This window comes from Chitinophaga japonensis (genome assembly GCF_007830125.1).
Classification (GTDB): domain Bacteria; phylum Bacteroidota; class Bacteroidia; order Chitinophagales; family Chitinophagaceae; genus Chitinophaga; species Chitinophaga japonensis.
Genome location: NZ_VLLG01000005.1, coordinates 699,080 through 714,096, shown reverse-complemented (window position 1 = coordinate 714,096; position 15,017 = coordinate 699,080). Strand labels below are relative to the sequence as shown.

Annotated in this window: 14 protein-coding genes; 13 read left to right on the top strand and 1 reads right to left on the bottom strand. The window is 53.7% G+C overall.

The window, feature by feature from the left end:
- Positions 1-3: 3 nt before the first annotated feature.
- The 11 genes from LX66_RS24165 to LX66_RS24115 all read left to right on the top strand — a co-directional run bounded on the left by LX66_RS24165 (position 4) and on the right by LX66_RS24115 (position 13,187).
- On the top strand, positions 4-4,110 hold the full coding sequence (locus LX66_RS24165; protein WP_145718219.1) for a PKD domain-containing protein: 4,107 nt from the start codon (positions 4-6) through the stop codon (positions 4,108-4,110).
- A gap of 19 nt (positions 4,111-4,129) precedes the next feature.
- Positions 4,130-5,137, top strand: a complete 1,008-nt coding sequence (locus LX66_RS24160) for a PorP/SprF family type IX secretion system membrane protein (RefSeq protein WP_145718217.1) — start codon at positions 4,130-4,132, stop codon at positions 5,135-5,137.
- 32 nt (positions 5,138-5,169) lie between these two features.
- Positions 5,170-6,942, top strand: a complete 1,773-nt coding sequence (locus LX66_RS24155) for an OmpA family protein (RefSeq protein ID WP_145718215.1) — start codon at positions 5,170-5,172, stop codon at positions 6,940-6,942.
- A gap of 94 nt (positions 6,943-7,036) precedes the next feature.
- A complete protein-coding gene (locus LX66_RS24150; RefSeq protein ID WP_145718214.1) occupies positions 7,037-8,080 on the top strand; it encodes a PorP/SprF family type IX secretion system membrane protein in 1,044 nt (347 codons plus the stop codon).
- Positions 8,081-8,128: 48 nt separating this feature from the next.
- Complete coding sequence (locus tag LX66_RS24145) at positions 8,129-8,701, top strand: collagen-like protein (RefSeq protein ID WP_145718212.1); 573 nt, start codon at positions 8,129-8,131, stop codon at positions 8,699-8,701.
- A gap of 114 nt (positions 8,702-8,815) precedes the next feature.
- On the top strand, positions 8,816-9,412 hold the full coding sequence (locus LX66_RS24140) for an RNA polymerase sigma factor (RefSeq protein ID WP_145718210.1): 597 nt from the start codon (positions 8,816-8,818) through the stop codon (positions 9,410-9,412).
- Positions 9,413-9,578: 166 nt separating this feature from the next.
- Positions 9,579-10,313, top strand: coding sequence for a hypothetical protein (locus tag LX66_RS24135; RefSeq protein ID WP_145718208.1), 735 nt, complete (start codon positions 9,579-9,581; stop codon positions 10,311-10,313).
- Between the two features lie 26 nt (positions 10,314-10,339).
- Entirely contained in the window at positions 10,340-10,864 is a 525-nt protein-coding gene (locus LX66_RS24130; protein ID WP_145718206.1) for an SdpA family antimicrobial peptide system protein, read from the top strand.
- Positions 10,861-11,781, top strand: coding sequence for a sporulation-delaying protein SdpB family protein (locus LX66_RS24125; protein ID WP_145718204.1), 921 nt, complete (start codon positions 10,861-10,863; stop codon positions 11,779-11,781). Before LX66_RS24130 ends, LX66_RS24125 begins: the two co-directional genes overlap by 4 nt.
- The gene (locus LX66_RS24120) at positions 11,768-12,271 is read left to right on the top strand and encodes a hypothetical protein (protein ID WP_145718202.1); all 504 of its coding nucleotides are present in this window, start codon (positions 11,768-11,770) and stop codon (positions 12,269-12,271) included. Before LX66_RS24125 ends, LX66_RS24120 begins: the two co-directional genes overlap by 14 nt.
- Positions 12,272-12,323: 52 nt before the next feature.
- The gene (locus LX66_RS24115; RefSeq protein WP_145718200.1) at positions 12,324-13,187 is read left to right on the top strand and encodes an SDR family NAD(P)-dependent oxidoreductase; all 864 of its coding nucleotides are present in this window, start codon (positions 12,324-12,326) and stop codon (positions 13,185-13,187) included.
- Positions 13,188-13,253: 66 nt separating this feature from the next.
- On the opposite strand, the gene LX66_RS24110 is transcribed toward LX66_RS24115, so the two are convergent.
- Complete coding sequence (locus LX66_RS24110; protein ID WP_145718198.1) at positions 13,254-13,517, bottom strand: hypothetical protein; 264 nt, start codon at positions 13,515-13,517, stop codon at positions 13,254-13,256.
- 173 nt (positions 13,518-13,690) lie between these two features.
- On the opposite strand from LX66_RS24110, the gene trxA reads away from it, so the two are divergent.
- Together trxA and LX66_RS24100 are read left to right on the top strand one after the other, a co-directional pair.
- The gene (trxA, locus tag LX66_RS24105) at positions 13,691-14,005 is read left to right on the top strand and encodes a thioredoxin (RefSeq protein WP_145718196.1); all 315 of its coding nucleotides are present in this window, start codon (positions 13,691-13,693) and stop codon (positions 14,003-14,005) included.
- Positions 14,006-14,053: 48 nt separating this feature from the next.
- The gene (locus LX66_RS24100) at positions 14,054-15,016 is read left to right on the top strand and encodes a YheT family hydrolase (RefSeq protein ID WP_145718194.1); all 963 of its coding nucleotides are present in this window, start codon (positions 14,054-14,056) and stop codon (positions 15,014-15,016) included.
- The last annotated feature ends 1 nt before the right edge of the window (position 15,017 follow it).

The window sequence follows — 15,017 nt, the reverse complement described above, 5'->3', positions numbered from 1 at the left end:
AAGATGCTAAAACGCAGAAAATATCATGCCTTCATGCTGGTGACAGGACTGTTGCTGCAAAGCATGCTATCCTACGCCCAGAACCTTTCCAACAAGGGAAAGGAATTCTGGGTGGCCTACGGGCACCACCAGTTCATGGAGCCGGGCATGTCCAACAGCCAGGAAATGGTGCTCTACCTGAGCGCCGAGCAACCGGCCAATGTGACCGTGCGCATCTGGGGCACCGCCTGGGTACGGAACTACAGCATTCCTGCCAACACGGTGATCGCTACGGAATACATACCTAAAGCGGGCTTTTACGATGCCCGCCTGTATTCCGTGCCGCCCAGCTTTGGGGGAACCGGCGGCGAGGGCGTGTTCACCAACAAGGCGATACAGATCGTGAGCGATGTGCCGATCGTGGCCTACGCGCACATCTTTGGCAGCGCCTCTTCCGGCGCTACCATGCTGATGCCCGTGGAAACCTGGGGATATTCCTATATATCCCTGAACAGCGAGCAGGATTACCAGGATAACTGCTTTTCCTGGATGTACGTAGTAGCCAATGAAGATAATACGGTGATAGAGGTCACTCCCTCCGTGCCCAGCCGCAATGGCCGGGCGCCGGGAGTGCCGTTTACAGAAACGCTGATGAAAGGACAGGTGTACCAGCTCATTGGCGCCTCCATTGGCGGTGGCATGGGGCATGAGCTTACCGGCACCAGAGTAAAGGTGCTGGGCAATGCCGCGGGTAGTTGTGCGCCGGTAGCCGTATTTTCCGGCAGCAGCCGTACCTATATTTCCTGCGCCAATGGTTCTCCCGGCGGAGGAGATAATAACATGCAGCAGATATTCCCTTCGCAGGCATGGGGCAAGCAGTATTTAACGGCGCCTACCTCTACCAGTAACAGCGCCTCCAGCTTTCATACCAATATTTACAAGGTGCTGGTAAAAGACCCGGCCACGGTAGTGAAAAGGAACGGTACTACATTGACGGGACTGATCGGTAATACCTATTACCAGTTTGAAAGTAATACGGCTGATTTTATTGAAGCTGACAAACCCATACTGGTGGCGCAGTTCCAGTCCTCCACCGGTGGCTGCCCCAATACCAGCGGGCTGGGAGACCCGGAAATGGTATACATCAGCCCACTGGCGCAGGCCATTAAGCAGATCGGGTTTTACCGCAATACCCGGGAGAATATTGACGTGAACTACCTTACGCTGATCATTCCCGACAGCGGGGTGACCTCCCTTACGATAGACGGACTGCTAAATAACTATACACATTCCTATACGCACCCTAACAAGCCGGGCTATACGGTGGTAGTGAAGCGGTGGACCGCTGCTCAGGCGCAATGCCTCGTGCAGAGCGACTCTGCGTTTACCGCCGTTACCTACGGCCTGGGCAGCGTGGAAAGCTATGGCTACAACGCCGGTACGCTTATCAATAACCTGAACGTAATTGGCAACATACACAATGAGCTGGATACCAGTGCTGCCACCAATGAATTTACCTGTACCAACACCCCGGTAGAGCTGTCCGTGCTTATTGCCTACCAGCCCACCCGGATGGTATGGAGGTTGAGTGACCTGGGCGGGGCCATTACCCCTAACGCAGACATCACGGATAATGCACCGGTAAGCACCGGTACGGTAATGGTGGACGGCGTACCATATTATAAGTACACCCTGCCGCAAACCTATATCTTCAATACGGTAGACACCTTTGAGGTACCCATACTCTCCACGCATCCCAGCATAGAGAACTGTAATAATACGGAAGAGGTGAAGTTCAGCGTGATCGTGAAGGGCAAGCCCCAGCCTGTTTTCAGTTGGGAGCATACCGGCTGTGTCCTGGATACCGTATACTTTGCCGGCGATACCAGCAGCGACAACGGTTACAATATTGACCGCTGGAGGTGGGAGTTCCCCGGACCGGTAGCGGACAGCGGGCAGCATGTGCAGCGCGTGTTCCCGGTGGGCACCCACAACGTGGAGCTGGTGGGCATCTCCGAAGAAGGCTGCGTGGGCGACACTATCCTGCCCATCACAATTCACGACAAACCGGTGGCGGATTTCACAATGGCCGCCGCATCGGTCTGTGAAGGTGGTAGCATTGATATCACGGATAATTCCACCTACGGTGGATCGGCGCCCATTGAGAGCTGGTACTGGGACTTTGGCAACGATACCACGGCAGACGCCACCACCGCCGCCCAGCAGACCGCGTATTATGCCGGCTACAACACATACACCATTAAGCATGTAGTGAAGGTGAGCGACCTTTGTGTGAGCGATACCGCTGCGCAGACCCTTACCGTGTACGCCAAACCGCAATTGGGTTTCACCTACCCGGAAAACTGCCTGGAGGTGAACGGCCTGGTACAGTTTAACAGCACCACCACGGTGCCGGACGGGCAGGCGATCACGGACTATGCCTGGAACTTTGGCGACGCCAATGCCACGCCGGCCAATCCCAATACCTCCGACCTGGCGGACCCCACGCATGCTTACACACAATTCGGTACTTATAATATACAATACAGCGTTACCACCGGGAATGGCTGTACGAAGGATACCACGATAGCCGCCACCTTTAACCTGAAACCGCAACTGGCCTATCCTGCGCTGACCGCTGTTTGTGAGAATGTAAAAGGAGGAGTGTCTGTTGCCAGGGCAAGCGTCACCAATGGCGTAGGCGGTACGGGTATCTACAAAGGCCCCGGCACCAATGCCATGGGCAATTTCAACCCTGCGCAGGCAGGGCCGGGTACGCACACCATCCGGTATGTGTTTACCTCCACCAGCGGATGCGTGGACTCTGTAGCCAGCACCATTACGGTATATCCCAAGCCGGCGGCGGCCTTCACGGCCACTGCAGATGTGTGCCTGGGTGAGCTGGTGACCATTACAGACCAGTCGCAGGTAGCTTCCGGCAGCATTACCGCCTGGAAATGGAGCTTCGGTGATGGCACTACCGCCAACAATACCAATGGCAATACGTTCACCAGGTCCTACACCGCGCATAATACCTACGACCTGAAGCTGGTAGCTGTCAGCGACCGCAGTTGCGTTAGCGATACGGTAACGCATGCAGTAACGGTGCATCCATTGCCGGTAGCTGATTTCAGCATGCCTGCCTCCATCTGTATGCCGCAGGGCAGCGCAGACTTTACCAACCAGTCCACCGTGGCGGATAATTCCGCGCTGAGCTGGAACTGGAGCTTTGGCGATGGCAGCGCCGGGTCTACACTCGCCAGTCCTTCGCATATATATGCCGCTTCCAGCGCATACACCGTACAGCTAACGGCTACTTCCGCGTATGGCTGCACGCACGATACTTCCAAAGTACTGAGCGCTTTTTATGATAAACCCATTGCCAGCTTCCTGGTAGAACCGGATACGCTGTGCCAGGGTACGGACAATGTCTTCACCGACCAAAGCACAGCGCCCAACAGCAGCATCACGGAATGGACCTGGGACTTTGGCGATGGCAGCAGCGCCGGTACCCGCAACCCGGTAAAACGCTATGATGCGCCCGGCAACTACGATGTAATGCTCACGGTCACCAATGCGGTAGGTTGTACCTCCGATCCTTTCGGGGAAACAGTGATCGTATACCTGCAGCCCATCATTGATGCAGGCCCCTCCTTTATAGTACCGGAGGGAACGCTGGTGCAGTTTGATCCGACCGCCAACGACTCCACCGAGCTGCTGTTCCACTGGACTCCGGCAGGCGACTTTGCCGACCCAACGATGCTGCGGCCTTCGCTGCTGGCCTACCGGAATGAGACTTACACCCTCACAGCCACCGGGCAGGGGAACTGTTCTGCTACAGATGAGCTGACCGTGAAGGTGCTGCGGCCTGTAAAGGTGCCCAATGCATTCTCTCCCAACGGCGATGGCATCAATGACAGGTGGATGATCCCCAACCTGGCGGATTATCCCGGCGCTACAGTAGATGTATATAACCGCTATGGGCAGCGCATTTACTCCTCCATGGGGTATGGCGTTTCCTGGGATGGCTCCTGGAACGGGCAGCAGTTGCCGCTGGCTACCTACTACTATGTAATCAAGCTGCAGAACGGATTTCCTCCGCTCACGGGATATGTAACCATATTAAGATAACGATAAAACTGTTTTTCAAATGAAGACTACCATCATAACATTGTGCATGCTGATCGTCGCTACGCTGGCCGCCTTTGAGTCGAGGGCGCAGATAGATCCGCATTTCTCCCAATACTACGTGTACCCCGCGTGGCTGAACCCCGCCTTAACCGGCGCGTTTGACGGCGACTACCGTTTGTCCGCCATCTACCGCACCCAGTGGGGCAATGTCAGCAGTCCTTTCTCCACCTTCGGCGCATCGGCGGATATCAGGACGGACAGGAATTTCAACTTCGGCGCCAGTGTGCTGAACCAGACCGCGGGCGACGGCGGCTACCATTATACTACGGCCTATGCCAATTTTGCCTATACCGGTGTGAAGTTCGGTGCGCAGCAAACGCACCAGTTGGCTTTCGGTATGCAACTGGGCCTGATCCAGCGGAAGTTTGATCCTACCAAGCTCACTTTTGGCGACCAGTGGAATCCCATCACCGGTTATAACCCCGGCAACACCACGGCAGATGTGCTTACCCGCACCTCCGCCATGTCATTCGACGCCGGCGCCGGCGTACTGTATTACGATGCAGCTCCCGGCAAAAAATATAATCTCTTCGGCGGCTTTTCTGTAGCTCATCTCAGCAGGCCCAAAGACCAGTTCAGCGGCAAGGGCGACGCCCGCTTCCCGCTGCGCTACATCGGTCATGCCGGTGTACGCCTGGCCTTGTCCGATGTGCTGAGCCTTACGCCCAATGTCATGTACATGCGGCAGGGATCCGCTTCCGAGAAAATGATAGGCGCTTATGCGCAGATGAACGCCGCCATGAACACGGATTTCCTGCTGGGCGCCAACTACCGCCTGGACGATGCGTTTTCTGCTTACGCCGGCTTCATTTACAAGACCATGATGCTGGGCGCCAGCTATGACATCAATACATCAGACCTCGGTAAAATGGTAAGAGGGTCCAACAGCTTTGAAGTATCGCTCACTTTCATTGGCAGGAAGAAAACCAAAACGCCGGAAGTGGAATTTGTTTGTCCGAGATTATAACCATTTATCTAAAACCCAAGCTGAGTTAAAAGATGAAAAGAATATTACTTATCGCGGCGGTAGCACTGATGGTGGTAAAAGCCCAGGCGCAGTTTACCTATAATTACCTCCGGGCGGCGGACCAATATTACAGGAAGGCCGATTATAATTCTGCCGCTGAATATTACGAGAAATACCTGGCCTCCCGTAAAACGGTGATCCGGCCTGCTTCCTACAACCCGTACACGGCACAGTCGCTGTCAAAGAAACCGGTAACGGTGGTCAGCAGCGAGCAGCAGGCCATTTACCAGTTGGCGGAAAGTTACCGCCTGCTGCATAACTATGAAAAGGCCGCGCCTTATTATGAAGAAGCGCTGGAATTTGATAAAACACAGTTCCCGCTGGCGCCTTTCCATTATGCCACGGCCCTGCGGGCGCTGGAAAAGTATGAAGCCGCCGAAAAGGCCTTCAGCTATTTCCTGGGCATACACGAAACAGAAGACGAGTGGCGCGCAGCGGCTCAGCGGGAAGTGCGCAACCTGCGCTTTATCCAGGAACAACTGAATAAAAAGGACCTGCACCTGTATACCCTGCACAAGGCGGCTACCGGCCTGAACGCCACCGGCGCCAGCTATGCGCCCGTATGGATGAATGACGGTACCCTGCTGTTTACCTCCACCCGCCCGGACAGTGCATCCAGCAAGCACCATATACACCTGAACCGGGTGTACCAGGCGGCTGTTGGCAATGGCGGCGCAGCCACTGTGCGCCGTGTAAAGCTGCCCCAACCTAAAGAGGAGCACCAGGGCGTGATCAGCGTAACGCCGGATGGCAACATGATGTTCCTGACCCGCTGGAAAATAGCGGACGGCAAAAAAGTGTCCGCCATTTACCGCAGCAAAAAGATCGGGGAAGCCTGGAGCGAGCCGGAGCTGCTGGACGGGCAGGTAAACGCGCCCGGTTACAGCGCGCAGCAGCCCTTTGTGATGCCGGACGGCAGGCACCTGCTGTATGCCAGCGACAGGAAAGGCGGCTATGGCGGTTTTGACCTCTGGTATGCCGAGCTGGATGCCAACGGTATTCCTCAAAGCAGCAGGAACTTGGGCAGCACGGTGAATACCACCTCCAATGAACAGGCGCCCTATTTCAACGCCGCTGCCGGCATGCTGGTGTTTTCCAGTGATGGCGGTACCGGTATGGGCGGTTACGATTTCTTCTACAGCAAAGGGAATATCGACAACTGGGAAATGCCGGTGAACTTCGGCTACCCCGTGAATTCCGTAAAGGACGATATCTATTTCACCAGCAAGGGCACGGCAGACAACATCCTGCAGGACGTGTGGCTGGCTTCCGACCGTTCTGCCGTTTGCTGCCTGGAGCTGTTCTCGCTCACCAAAACCGTGCCTGTGCCGGAAGTAGTGAAGGTAGAAGAGCCGCCGGTAGTGAAGGAAGAACCGCCGGTGGAAACGCCTACCGTGCTGGAAAATGTGTATTACGATTTCAACGTGGCTACCCTCAAACCGGAATCCTATCCCGCCCTCGACGTGCTGGTGGATATGCTGAAAGAGCATCCCGGCATGCGGATCGAGATCAGTGCGCACACGGACAGCAAGGGCACGGATGCCTTTAACCAGCGCCTTTCAGAAGAGCGCGCAAAGAACTGTGTGAAATACCTGCTGAGCAAAGGCGTGGAAGAAAGCCGCCTGGAATACAAAGGTTATGGTGCTACCCGGCCCATTGCGCCCAACGAGCACCCGGATGGAACAGACAACCCGGAAGGAAGGCAGCAGAACAGGAGGACCGAGTTTAAAGTACTGGAGCAATAGGAGGTAAGAAGTAGGATGCAGGAAGTAAGAGGCGCATCAAATCATACATCCTACTTCCAGCTTCCTGCATTAAGTGTACCATAAATCTGTGATCATGTATGTAATTCATAAAAAATGCCTGGCGCTGGCCCTGGTGTTGTTCACCGGGGTGTTCTCCGCGCGTGCGCAGCAACAGCCGCATTATACGCAGTATATCATGAATCCCTTTATCATCAATCCCGCCGTGGCAGGCATAGAGAATTACTGGGATATAAAAGCCAGCCACCGGCACCAGTGGGCGGGGTTGAACGGCTCGCCGGTCACTACCTACCTGACTGTGCACGGGCCGCTGCGCAAGAGCGATTACCCCCAGGCTTCGCCCACCGGTTTTGATATAGAAGGCGATAACCCGAGAGGCCGGGCCTACTGGATGCAGTATGAAGCGCCGCCGGCCCACCCCGGTGTAGGCCTGACGATACTGAATGACAGGACCGGCCCCCTGAGCCGCTTTTCCTTCAGCGGCACCTACGCTCACCATATCGGCCTGGCGCCCCGGACCAGCCTGAGCGCCGGCATTTCCGTAGGCATGCAGTCCGTTACCCTCGACGCCAACAAACTGGAGTTCCAGGACCCCAATGATCCCGTGATTGCCGGCAGCGCATTGCTGGACACCTGGAAGCCGGAAGTGAGCGCAGGGTTGTGGCTGTATTCCGCCAACTATTTTATCGGCGCATCTGCACAGAATATCATCCCCATGAACCTGGGCTTTGACAACGGCAAAGTGGTGGGTGACTCCGTGTACCGCGGCAAGCTGGTGCCGCACCTTTTCCTGACCACCGGCTATCGCATGTGGCTGAACGATGATATCAGCCTGCTGCCTTCCGTGATGGTCAAGTACATCACCGCGGCGCCGGTAAGCTTTGACATCAACGCCAAAGCGCAGTACCGCGACCGCGTATGGGTGGGAGCTTCCTACCGGTACAATGACGGTATAGCGGCCATGCTCGGCGTGAATATCAGCTCCACCTTCAATATCGGGTATTCCTATGACTATACCGGTTCTTCCCTGAACACGGTGAGCAAGGGATCCCACGAGATTGTGGTAGGCTTCCTGATCGGTAACCGCTATGGTGACCTTTGTCCCAGGAACATCTGGTAATAAACGTGTTTTATCAATTTTTCAACCAATACAAACAAACAAGAGTTTATGAAACTTCCATTCAAAATGTCATGCGGCATTTCCTATGCATTGTTGTTCTCAATTGTTTTTGCCATGGCATCCTGCTCAAAGGATGGCGATACCGGTCCGGAAGGTCCGGCCGGTCCTGCAGGCCCTGAGGGTCCTGCCGGTGAGCAGGGCCCCAAAGGGGACACCGGTACCGCGAACGTGATCTACTCCGGCTGGCTGGATGTAACATTCGGACTCAACTCGGATAGCACCGCCTTTATAGCGGAAATTGATGCGCCCAAAATAGACCAGGAAGTACTGGCTACCGGCGAAGTAAAGGTGTACATGAACCTGTCTAACGCCAGCGATCCTTTCATTGTGCCGCTGCCTTACTTTGACGGGACCTTCCTTATTAACGTGCGCATGTATGAACAAACGATCAACCTGCTGTCCTTCAACAACCTATCTACTTTTACAGATGAGAATGACGGCATGAAGTATCAGCAGGCCCGTTACGTGATCATCCCCGGCGGTACCGCCGCCCGCCAGGCTGCCGGTATTGACTGGAACGATTACCAGCAGGTAAAGAATTACCTGGGCCTGAAAGACTAAGAACTGACTAGGTATACTAATAACTCCATCACAGATTAGATTATAGGAAAAACGGCTGCTTTGTTTAGGGCAGCCCTATCTTAACCTTTTTTCGGAACCTTCCATTTAGTGTTTATGAACAGATATTGTGACTTTACCGACGATGAATTAATACGGCTGTACCTGGCTGGCGATAGCAGCGCATTCTCCTGGCTGGTGCGCCGGCACAAGGACCGGATCTTTACTACCATTGTGCTGCTGGTGAAGGACCGCTGCCTGGCGGAGGACATCTTCCAGGAAACCTTTATCAAGATCATCAATGCCCTGCGGGATGGTCATTACACGGATAACCGGCGGTTCCTGGCCTGGGCGGCCCGCATCGCCCATAACTGCTGCATCAACCATTTCCGTAAGCTGAACGTTTCTCCGTCCGTAGTGTCCGGTTATAACGACGGGCTGCTGTCAGGAGCGGATCATCACTATATAGAGCAAAGCGAAGAACAGCGCCTGATAGCCCGGGAGTGGGCGCAGGAGCTGCACATTATACTGGACATGCTGCCGGAAGCCCAGCGGGAGGCGCTGATACTGCGCTATTACGCAGACCTGAGCTACAAGGAAATAGCGCAGGTAGTGAACGTTGGCATCAATACCGCGTTAGGCCGTGTACGTTATGCCATCATGAACATGCGGAAGATCATGGAAAAGGAACAGGAGCTTGCCCCTATTAACTAAAGACCATCATATAAAAAGTCATTTTATTTACTGGTTAGATATGAATTGATAACCCTTAATATTTGCCCCCATGATAATAAAAAGCATCAGAAAAATTGCAGCGCATCCCATCTGCGTACTGTTCCTTTCTTTTTTGATCATTTTTTCCGGTTGTACAAAAAACAACATGATCCCGAACAGGCCCCAGCCGCCCCAGACCGGGAAAACGGCGGCGCTGGCAAATGCTGCCGTATTATTTACCGGTGAAGAATTGTTCCGGGGTATTTTCCTGCTGGAGGGCCCTGTTGCAGAAAAGCTCACCTACTTTGACGATATAAAAGACCAGTTATCGCTGCTGGACGGCAGCCTGGAAAAAGAAAGAGCCGATTTTGCCGACACGATCGTTGCTAACGTAAAGGCGATCAGTCCTGAATATTTTGACCAGTTGCAGGCGGAAGTGGGAAGCGATGACTTTGTAAGGATTGAAAATGTGATTGAAACGGGTGCTGACCTGATCTACCAGGCAGTGTTGAGGTCACCCAAATACGCCAGGTTATATAACCAGGCCGCGGCTATTGCGTCCACTATTGATACCACCCAGTATCATGATTTTGAATCCGCAGCGGACATCAACAACTACGTGAAGGATGTGGGCAGCAAAGTAAGCAACAGGCCGGACGTAAAAACACCGGAGCAACTGGTAGGGCTGGTATTGGCCGTGCTGGTAGCAGCAGCGGTATGGGATGTGGTGGCCGTGGTGAACTATGGTGTTATTGCCAATGCTGCCGCCGTAGCGGTGGTATGGGCCGCTGTGTATGCCAAGGTATGGTTCTGGCCCAAGAAGGCCGGGCTGGGCAGCAACTCCCCGGTATTGCCCATTGAAAGGGAAAAGCTGGTATTGGAGATCGCGCAGAACCTGTAGTTTTCATGGCCTAAACAATAAACCATATGCAGGAAAGAATAAGACTGACGGTTTATGTAATGCTGACCATGGTATTTGTAGCGGGGCTTTTTGAAATAATCGTGGCATCCATGCCCTCCAATGCGCTTACGCCCCGTTATAAAACCCGCAAACTGCTAAACTCCCTGCTGCCCGAAGGCTGGTCCTTTTTTACCCGGAATCCCCGGGAGGAAATGGCCGACATTTACCGGGTTGAAGGGCAGTACCTCGTAAGAATAACCGATTGTAACAGCGAGCCGGCTAACTTTATGGGCTTCTCCCGGAAAAGCAGGAAAGCCGGCATGGAGCTGTCTGCCATCGCAGGCCAGGTCCCCGCCCGCTATTGGTACAAGTACCATGCTGTTTATGCAGATCCCGGGAAGGATGTTTGTGCAATAAAGAACAGGAAAGACCTGCATATTCTATCACCCGGCATGTACGTGGTCGCCATCTATCCGCCCGTTCCCTGGACCTATGCAAGATTTCCGCAACATTATACCCGGACTTATAAGCTCGCCAAAATAAAAATATGAGGTTGCCAATGTATTTTATGGACACGCTCCTGCAGCGTTTTGACAACCTGTGTCAACGCAGCCCTTTTACCAATGTATATGGCCTGGGCCGCAGCATCCTGGCGGCGGGTACCCTGTTTACGCTGCTGGTCAACAATGTTCATACCCTTTTCATCAGTCAGAATTTCCGTATACGCACCCATTTTATACTGGATAAGATCAACCTCTTTTACCTCTTCGGGTATGAGCATTTGCCGGCAGCGAAACTGGTGGCTATACTCATCCTGGCCTTGGTGATTACCGGCTATCTTCCGCGTATTACCGGGTTGCTGCACTGGTGGGTGGCCTACAGTTTCTTCAATGCCGCGGTGATCGTGGATGGCGGCGACCAGATCGCAGCCGTCATTGCGCTGGCATTGGTGCCGCTTACCCTCCTGGACGGACGGATGAATCACTGGCAAAAGGGAACGCCTGCAGGCAGGAGCAGGAATTACATCGCCATCCTGTGCCTGTTTTTTATCAAAATACAGATGGCCGTATTGTATTTTAATGCAGCCATCGCTAAATTTAATGTGCCCGAATGGCTGGATGGAACGGTGATGTATTACTGGCTGGCGCATAACACCTTTGGCCTGCCGGGCTATATGAAAGATATAGTCCTCCCCGTAGTGGAAAATCCCTTGGGAGTGCTGGTGCTTACCTGGGGAACGGTCATTTTTGAAGTAATGCTCTTTGCCGCCATCTTTTTCAGAACAGGCGCACGGATGAAAATGCTCTGCCTGGGTATCTTATTTCACCTGCTTATTTTCCTGTGCCTGGGATTGGCCAGTTTTTTCTTTTCAATGACAGGCAGCCTGCTGCTTTATTTATATCCCTTTGACAGGCATATCAGCTTTGCCCGCCACCGGTTCAAACTAACGCAATGTGCATTCAGATAGTATTTACCACGAACAGCAGGGTTTCAGCCAGAAATGGCTGATGATCATACTCGTCCTGGAGTTGTTGATATCAGTAGCAGCCACCGTGTTGATCTTCATGAAGGAGCCGGACGCCGGTATTTTGGTGGCCCTCCTGCCGGCCCTGTTCGGGATAGCCTTGTTCCTGTTAATGACAAAAGCACGGTTAAAGCTGGAGATCAATGACCAGGAAATACATTACCAGTTCCGGCCTTTTCACCTGTCCCGGCGCACGATCACCAGAAGCCAGGTAGACGCGCTAACTGTTGTTAGCTACGATCCTTTATCGGATTACGGTGGTTGGGGTATCCGGAAGGGCAGGGAAGGATGGGCGTATACCACCGCAGGACATACCGGTCTCTTGATTAAACGGAACAACGGGAAACCGGTTTTGATCGGCACCAGCCGGCCCGATGCATTAGCTGCTTTCCTCAGGTCGCGCTGGACAGCATTATACCGGCCCGCTTCCTGAGCTTGCTGCCCCTGGCTTGCTATTTGTTGCGCATTCGCTAAAAGCAACAGATATGAAAGCAAACAGATTAGCCGGCAAGGTGGCCATTGTAACCGGTGGCGGTACCGGCATAGGAGAGGCCGTATGCAAGAAATTCGCAGCCGAGGGCGCGAAAGTGCTGGTGGTAGGTTTTGCAGACGACCCGGTAGAAGCAGTGGCGCAGGAGATCGCTGAAACAGGTGGCGAAGCCCGCGCCTATATGGGCGACGTAGCAAAGGAAGTAGAGGCGGAGGCGGCTGTACAGGCGGCCATTGATAACTGGGGCGCGCTGCACATCCTGGTGAACTGTGCGGGAGTGTACCCGGTTACCGCGGAAACACAGGACCTCGATGTGGAAATATTTGACCTGCTCATCAAAGACAATCTGCGCAATACCTTTTTAATGACCCGGGCGGCCCTGCCTTTCCTGCAAAAGACAGGCGGCTGTATTGTGAATACCGGCTCAGAAGCGGGCTTCCTGGGGCAGGCCATGCTATCGCCCTATGGCGGCACCAAAGCCTTTATTCATGCATTTACCAGGGGGGTGGCGCTGGAGCAGGCTAAGCATGGGGTGCGCGCTAATGCGGTGTGCCCGGGCCCGGTGGATACGTCCTGGACACACAAGGAAACCGGCCCGATGGATGAAAAAATGGAACAGTCTTTCCTGCAAACCGTTTCCATGGGCAGAAGAGGCACTACTGAAGAGGTAGCCAATGTATTCCTTTTCCTGGCATCGGACGAAGCATCTTTCGTCAATGGATCGCTGTACAGCGTGGATGGCGGTATTATCGGCGGTAAAGGTATCGGGAAGGAAGCACCGGCATCAGTTGCCAGCGAACCGGAACCGGAGCTGGCACTGCACCATGAGCATGATGGAAAAACGGGCCGGAGGAATTAATGAGTAATCAGTGAGATGATAATAGCAGGAGGCCGGCTGTTCAAAAGGCCAGCCTCCTTTATACGTTTAACTGGCCGGGGTGGCAGCGGCCTTTTTGCCGGTCTTTGCCTTTTTGCCAGTTGTAGCGGCCGCTTTCTCCTTGATAGCAGGCGTCTTCTTCTTATCAGGCAACCCCTTGCTCAGCAGCTTGGCTGCCTTCTTGATCCGGTTCCTGAATTTTTTTTCACCCAACTGGTCTTTCCAGCCGGTGAGCAGTGTGGAGAGCTGTTGCTCAAGACCTTTACGTGCGTCTTTATGATTACCACCCTGCACTTTACTGTTTCCTCCCATAATGTTCGTTATTTTGTTATTTTCTTTAATGTTTGTGGTAACACAAATTTAACAATAACTTAATGTACGGCAATGTTAAGTTTTTGCGGCAGGGAGCTAAGTCCTTGGCTGTCAAACTGTCTGCCCCACCGGGCTACGGCCCTGTTTTTGATGGATAGATAAAAAACAGACCCATGGAAGCACAGAACACGAAAAGATCCTTCCAGGATATCATCAATGACAGCAAGCCGGTGCTGGTGGATTTCTCGGCGGAATGGTGCGGCCCCTGTAAAATGATGCCGCCTATTTTGAAGGAGTTGAAGAATATGACCGGCGACAGCCTGACCATCCTGAAAATGGATGTGGACAAAAATCCCAACATAGCTGCGGCCTACCAGATACAAAGCGTGCCCACGCTGATCATTTTCAAAAACGGGGAAGTGAAGTGGCGGCAGAGCGGCGTGATGAACGCGCGGCAGTTGAAAAGCGTGATCGACCAGGTAGGCTAGGCGCGCGGCAGTTTCCGATATTCCCGTATCCAACGTACCTTGCGGCGTATGCCGGTCATTCAGCACTCTGATTATAAAGCGCCTTTCTTCCTGAAGAATCGTCATTTGCTGACGATCTATCCCTCCCTGTTCCGCCGGGTTAAACCGGCCGCCTACCAGCGGGTGCGCATTCCCACCCCCGACAATGATTTCCTGGACCTGGATTTCAGCCATGCCGGCGCCCGCCGTATGGTGATCATTTTACATGGCCTGGAAGGCAATGCCCGGCGCAAGTATGTAACCGGCATGGTGCATACTTTTAACCGGGCCGGTTATGATACCGTATCCCTCAATTTCAGGGGCTGCAGCGGGGAGCCCAACAACAGCCTGCGTTTTTACCACAGCGGTGAAACCGGCGACCTGCACCAGGTGGTGGAATACCTGGCGGCCACCGGGCAATATACGGACCTGCATATCGTGGGCTTTTCCCTGGGGGGAAATGTTACGCTTAAATACCTGGGGGAAAGGGGGGCAGGCATCCATCCCCTGCTCCGTTCCGCAGTAGCCATTTCCGTACCCTGTGACCTGCAGGCCAGTTCCCTGGAGCTGGAAAAGAAACATAACACCATTTACATGCAGCGTTTTATCCGCGAGCTGGGTTATAAGCTGGAAGCCAAGTCGAAATTGTTTCCCGGCATGATCCGGCTGGATAATTACCGGCAGATCCGGACCTTCAAACAGTTTGATGACCTGTATACCGCCCCGCTGCATGGTTTCAGCGATGCGCTTACTTACTGGCGCAGTTGCAGCTCAAAACAATTCCTGGGTAACATTCATATACCTGCGCTGCTGATCAACGCCCTGGACGACCCTTTCCTGGCCCGGGACTGCTTTCCTTATGAAGAAGCGGCCCAAAGCGAATATTTCTACCTGGAAACGCCGCGTTACGGCGGGCATGTAGGGTTCGTGACCTTCGGGGAGCAATGCTACTGGTCGGAAAAACGGGCGCTGGGGTTTATAGGTGAGCATTAAG

What these genes read in the sequence shown, in the direction of transcription:
- LX66_RS24165 (WP_145718219.1), top strand. Translation starts at nt 4, where the DNA reads ATGCTAAAACGCAGAAAATATCATGCCTTCATGCTGGTGACAGGACTG.
- LX66_RS24160 (WP_145718217.1), top strand. Translation starts at nt 4,130, where the DNA reads ATGAAGACTACCATCATAACATTGTGCATGCTGATCGTCGCTACGCTG.
- LX66_RS24155 (WP_145718215.1), top strand. Translation starts at nt 5,170, where the DNA reads ATGAAAAGAATATTACTTATCGCGGCGGTAGCACTGATGGTGGTAAAA.
- LX66_RS24150 (WP_145718214.1), top strand. Translation starts at nt 7,037, where the DNA reads ATGTATGTAATTCATAAAAAATGCCTGGCGCTGGCCCTGGTGTTGTTC.
- LX66_RS24145 (WP_145718212.1), top strand. Translation starts at nt 8,129, where the DNA reads ATGAAACTTCCATTCAAAATGTCATGCGGCATTTCCTATGCATTGTTG.
- LX66_RS24140 (WP_145718210.1), top strand. Translation starts at nt 8,816, where the DNA reads ATGAACAGATATTGTGACTTTACCGACGATGAATTAATACGGCTGTAC.
- LX66_RS24135 (WP_145718208.1), top strand. Translation starts at nt 9,579, where the DNA reads ATGATCCCGAACAGGCCCCAGCCGCCCCAGACCGGGAAAACGGCGGCG.
- LX66_RS24130 (WP_145718206.1), top strand. Translation starts at nt 10,340, where the DNA reads ATGCAGGAAAGAATAAGACTGACGGTTTATGTAATGCTGACCATGGTA.
- LX66_RS24125 (WP_145718204.1), top strand. Translation starts at nt 10,861, where the DNA reads ATGAGGTTGCCAATGTATTTTATGGACACGCTCCTGCAGCGTTTTGAC.
- LX66_RS24115 (WP_145718200.1), top strand. Translation starts at nt 12,324, where the DNA reads ATGAAAGCAAACAGATTAGCCGGCAAGGTGGCCATTGTAACCGGTGGC.
- LX66_RS24110 (WP_145718198.1), bottom strand. Translation starts at nt 13,517, where the DNA reads ATGGGAGGAAACAGTAAAGTGCAGGGTGGTAATCATAAAGACGCACGT.
- trxA (WP_145718196.1), top strand. Translation starts at nt 13,691, where the DNA reads ATGGAAGCACAGAACACGAAAAGATCCTTCCAGGATATCATCAATGAC.
- LX66_RS24100 (WP_145718194.1), top strand. Translation starts at nt 14,054, where the DNA reads ATGCCGGTCATTCAGCACTCTGATTATAAAGCGCCTTTCTTCCTGAAG.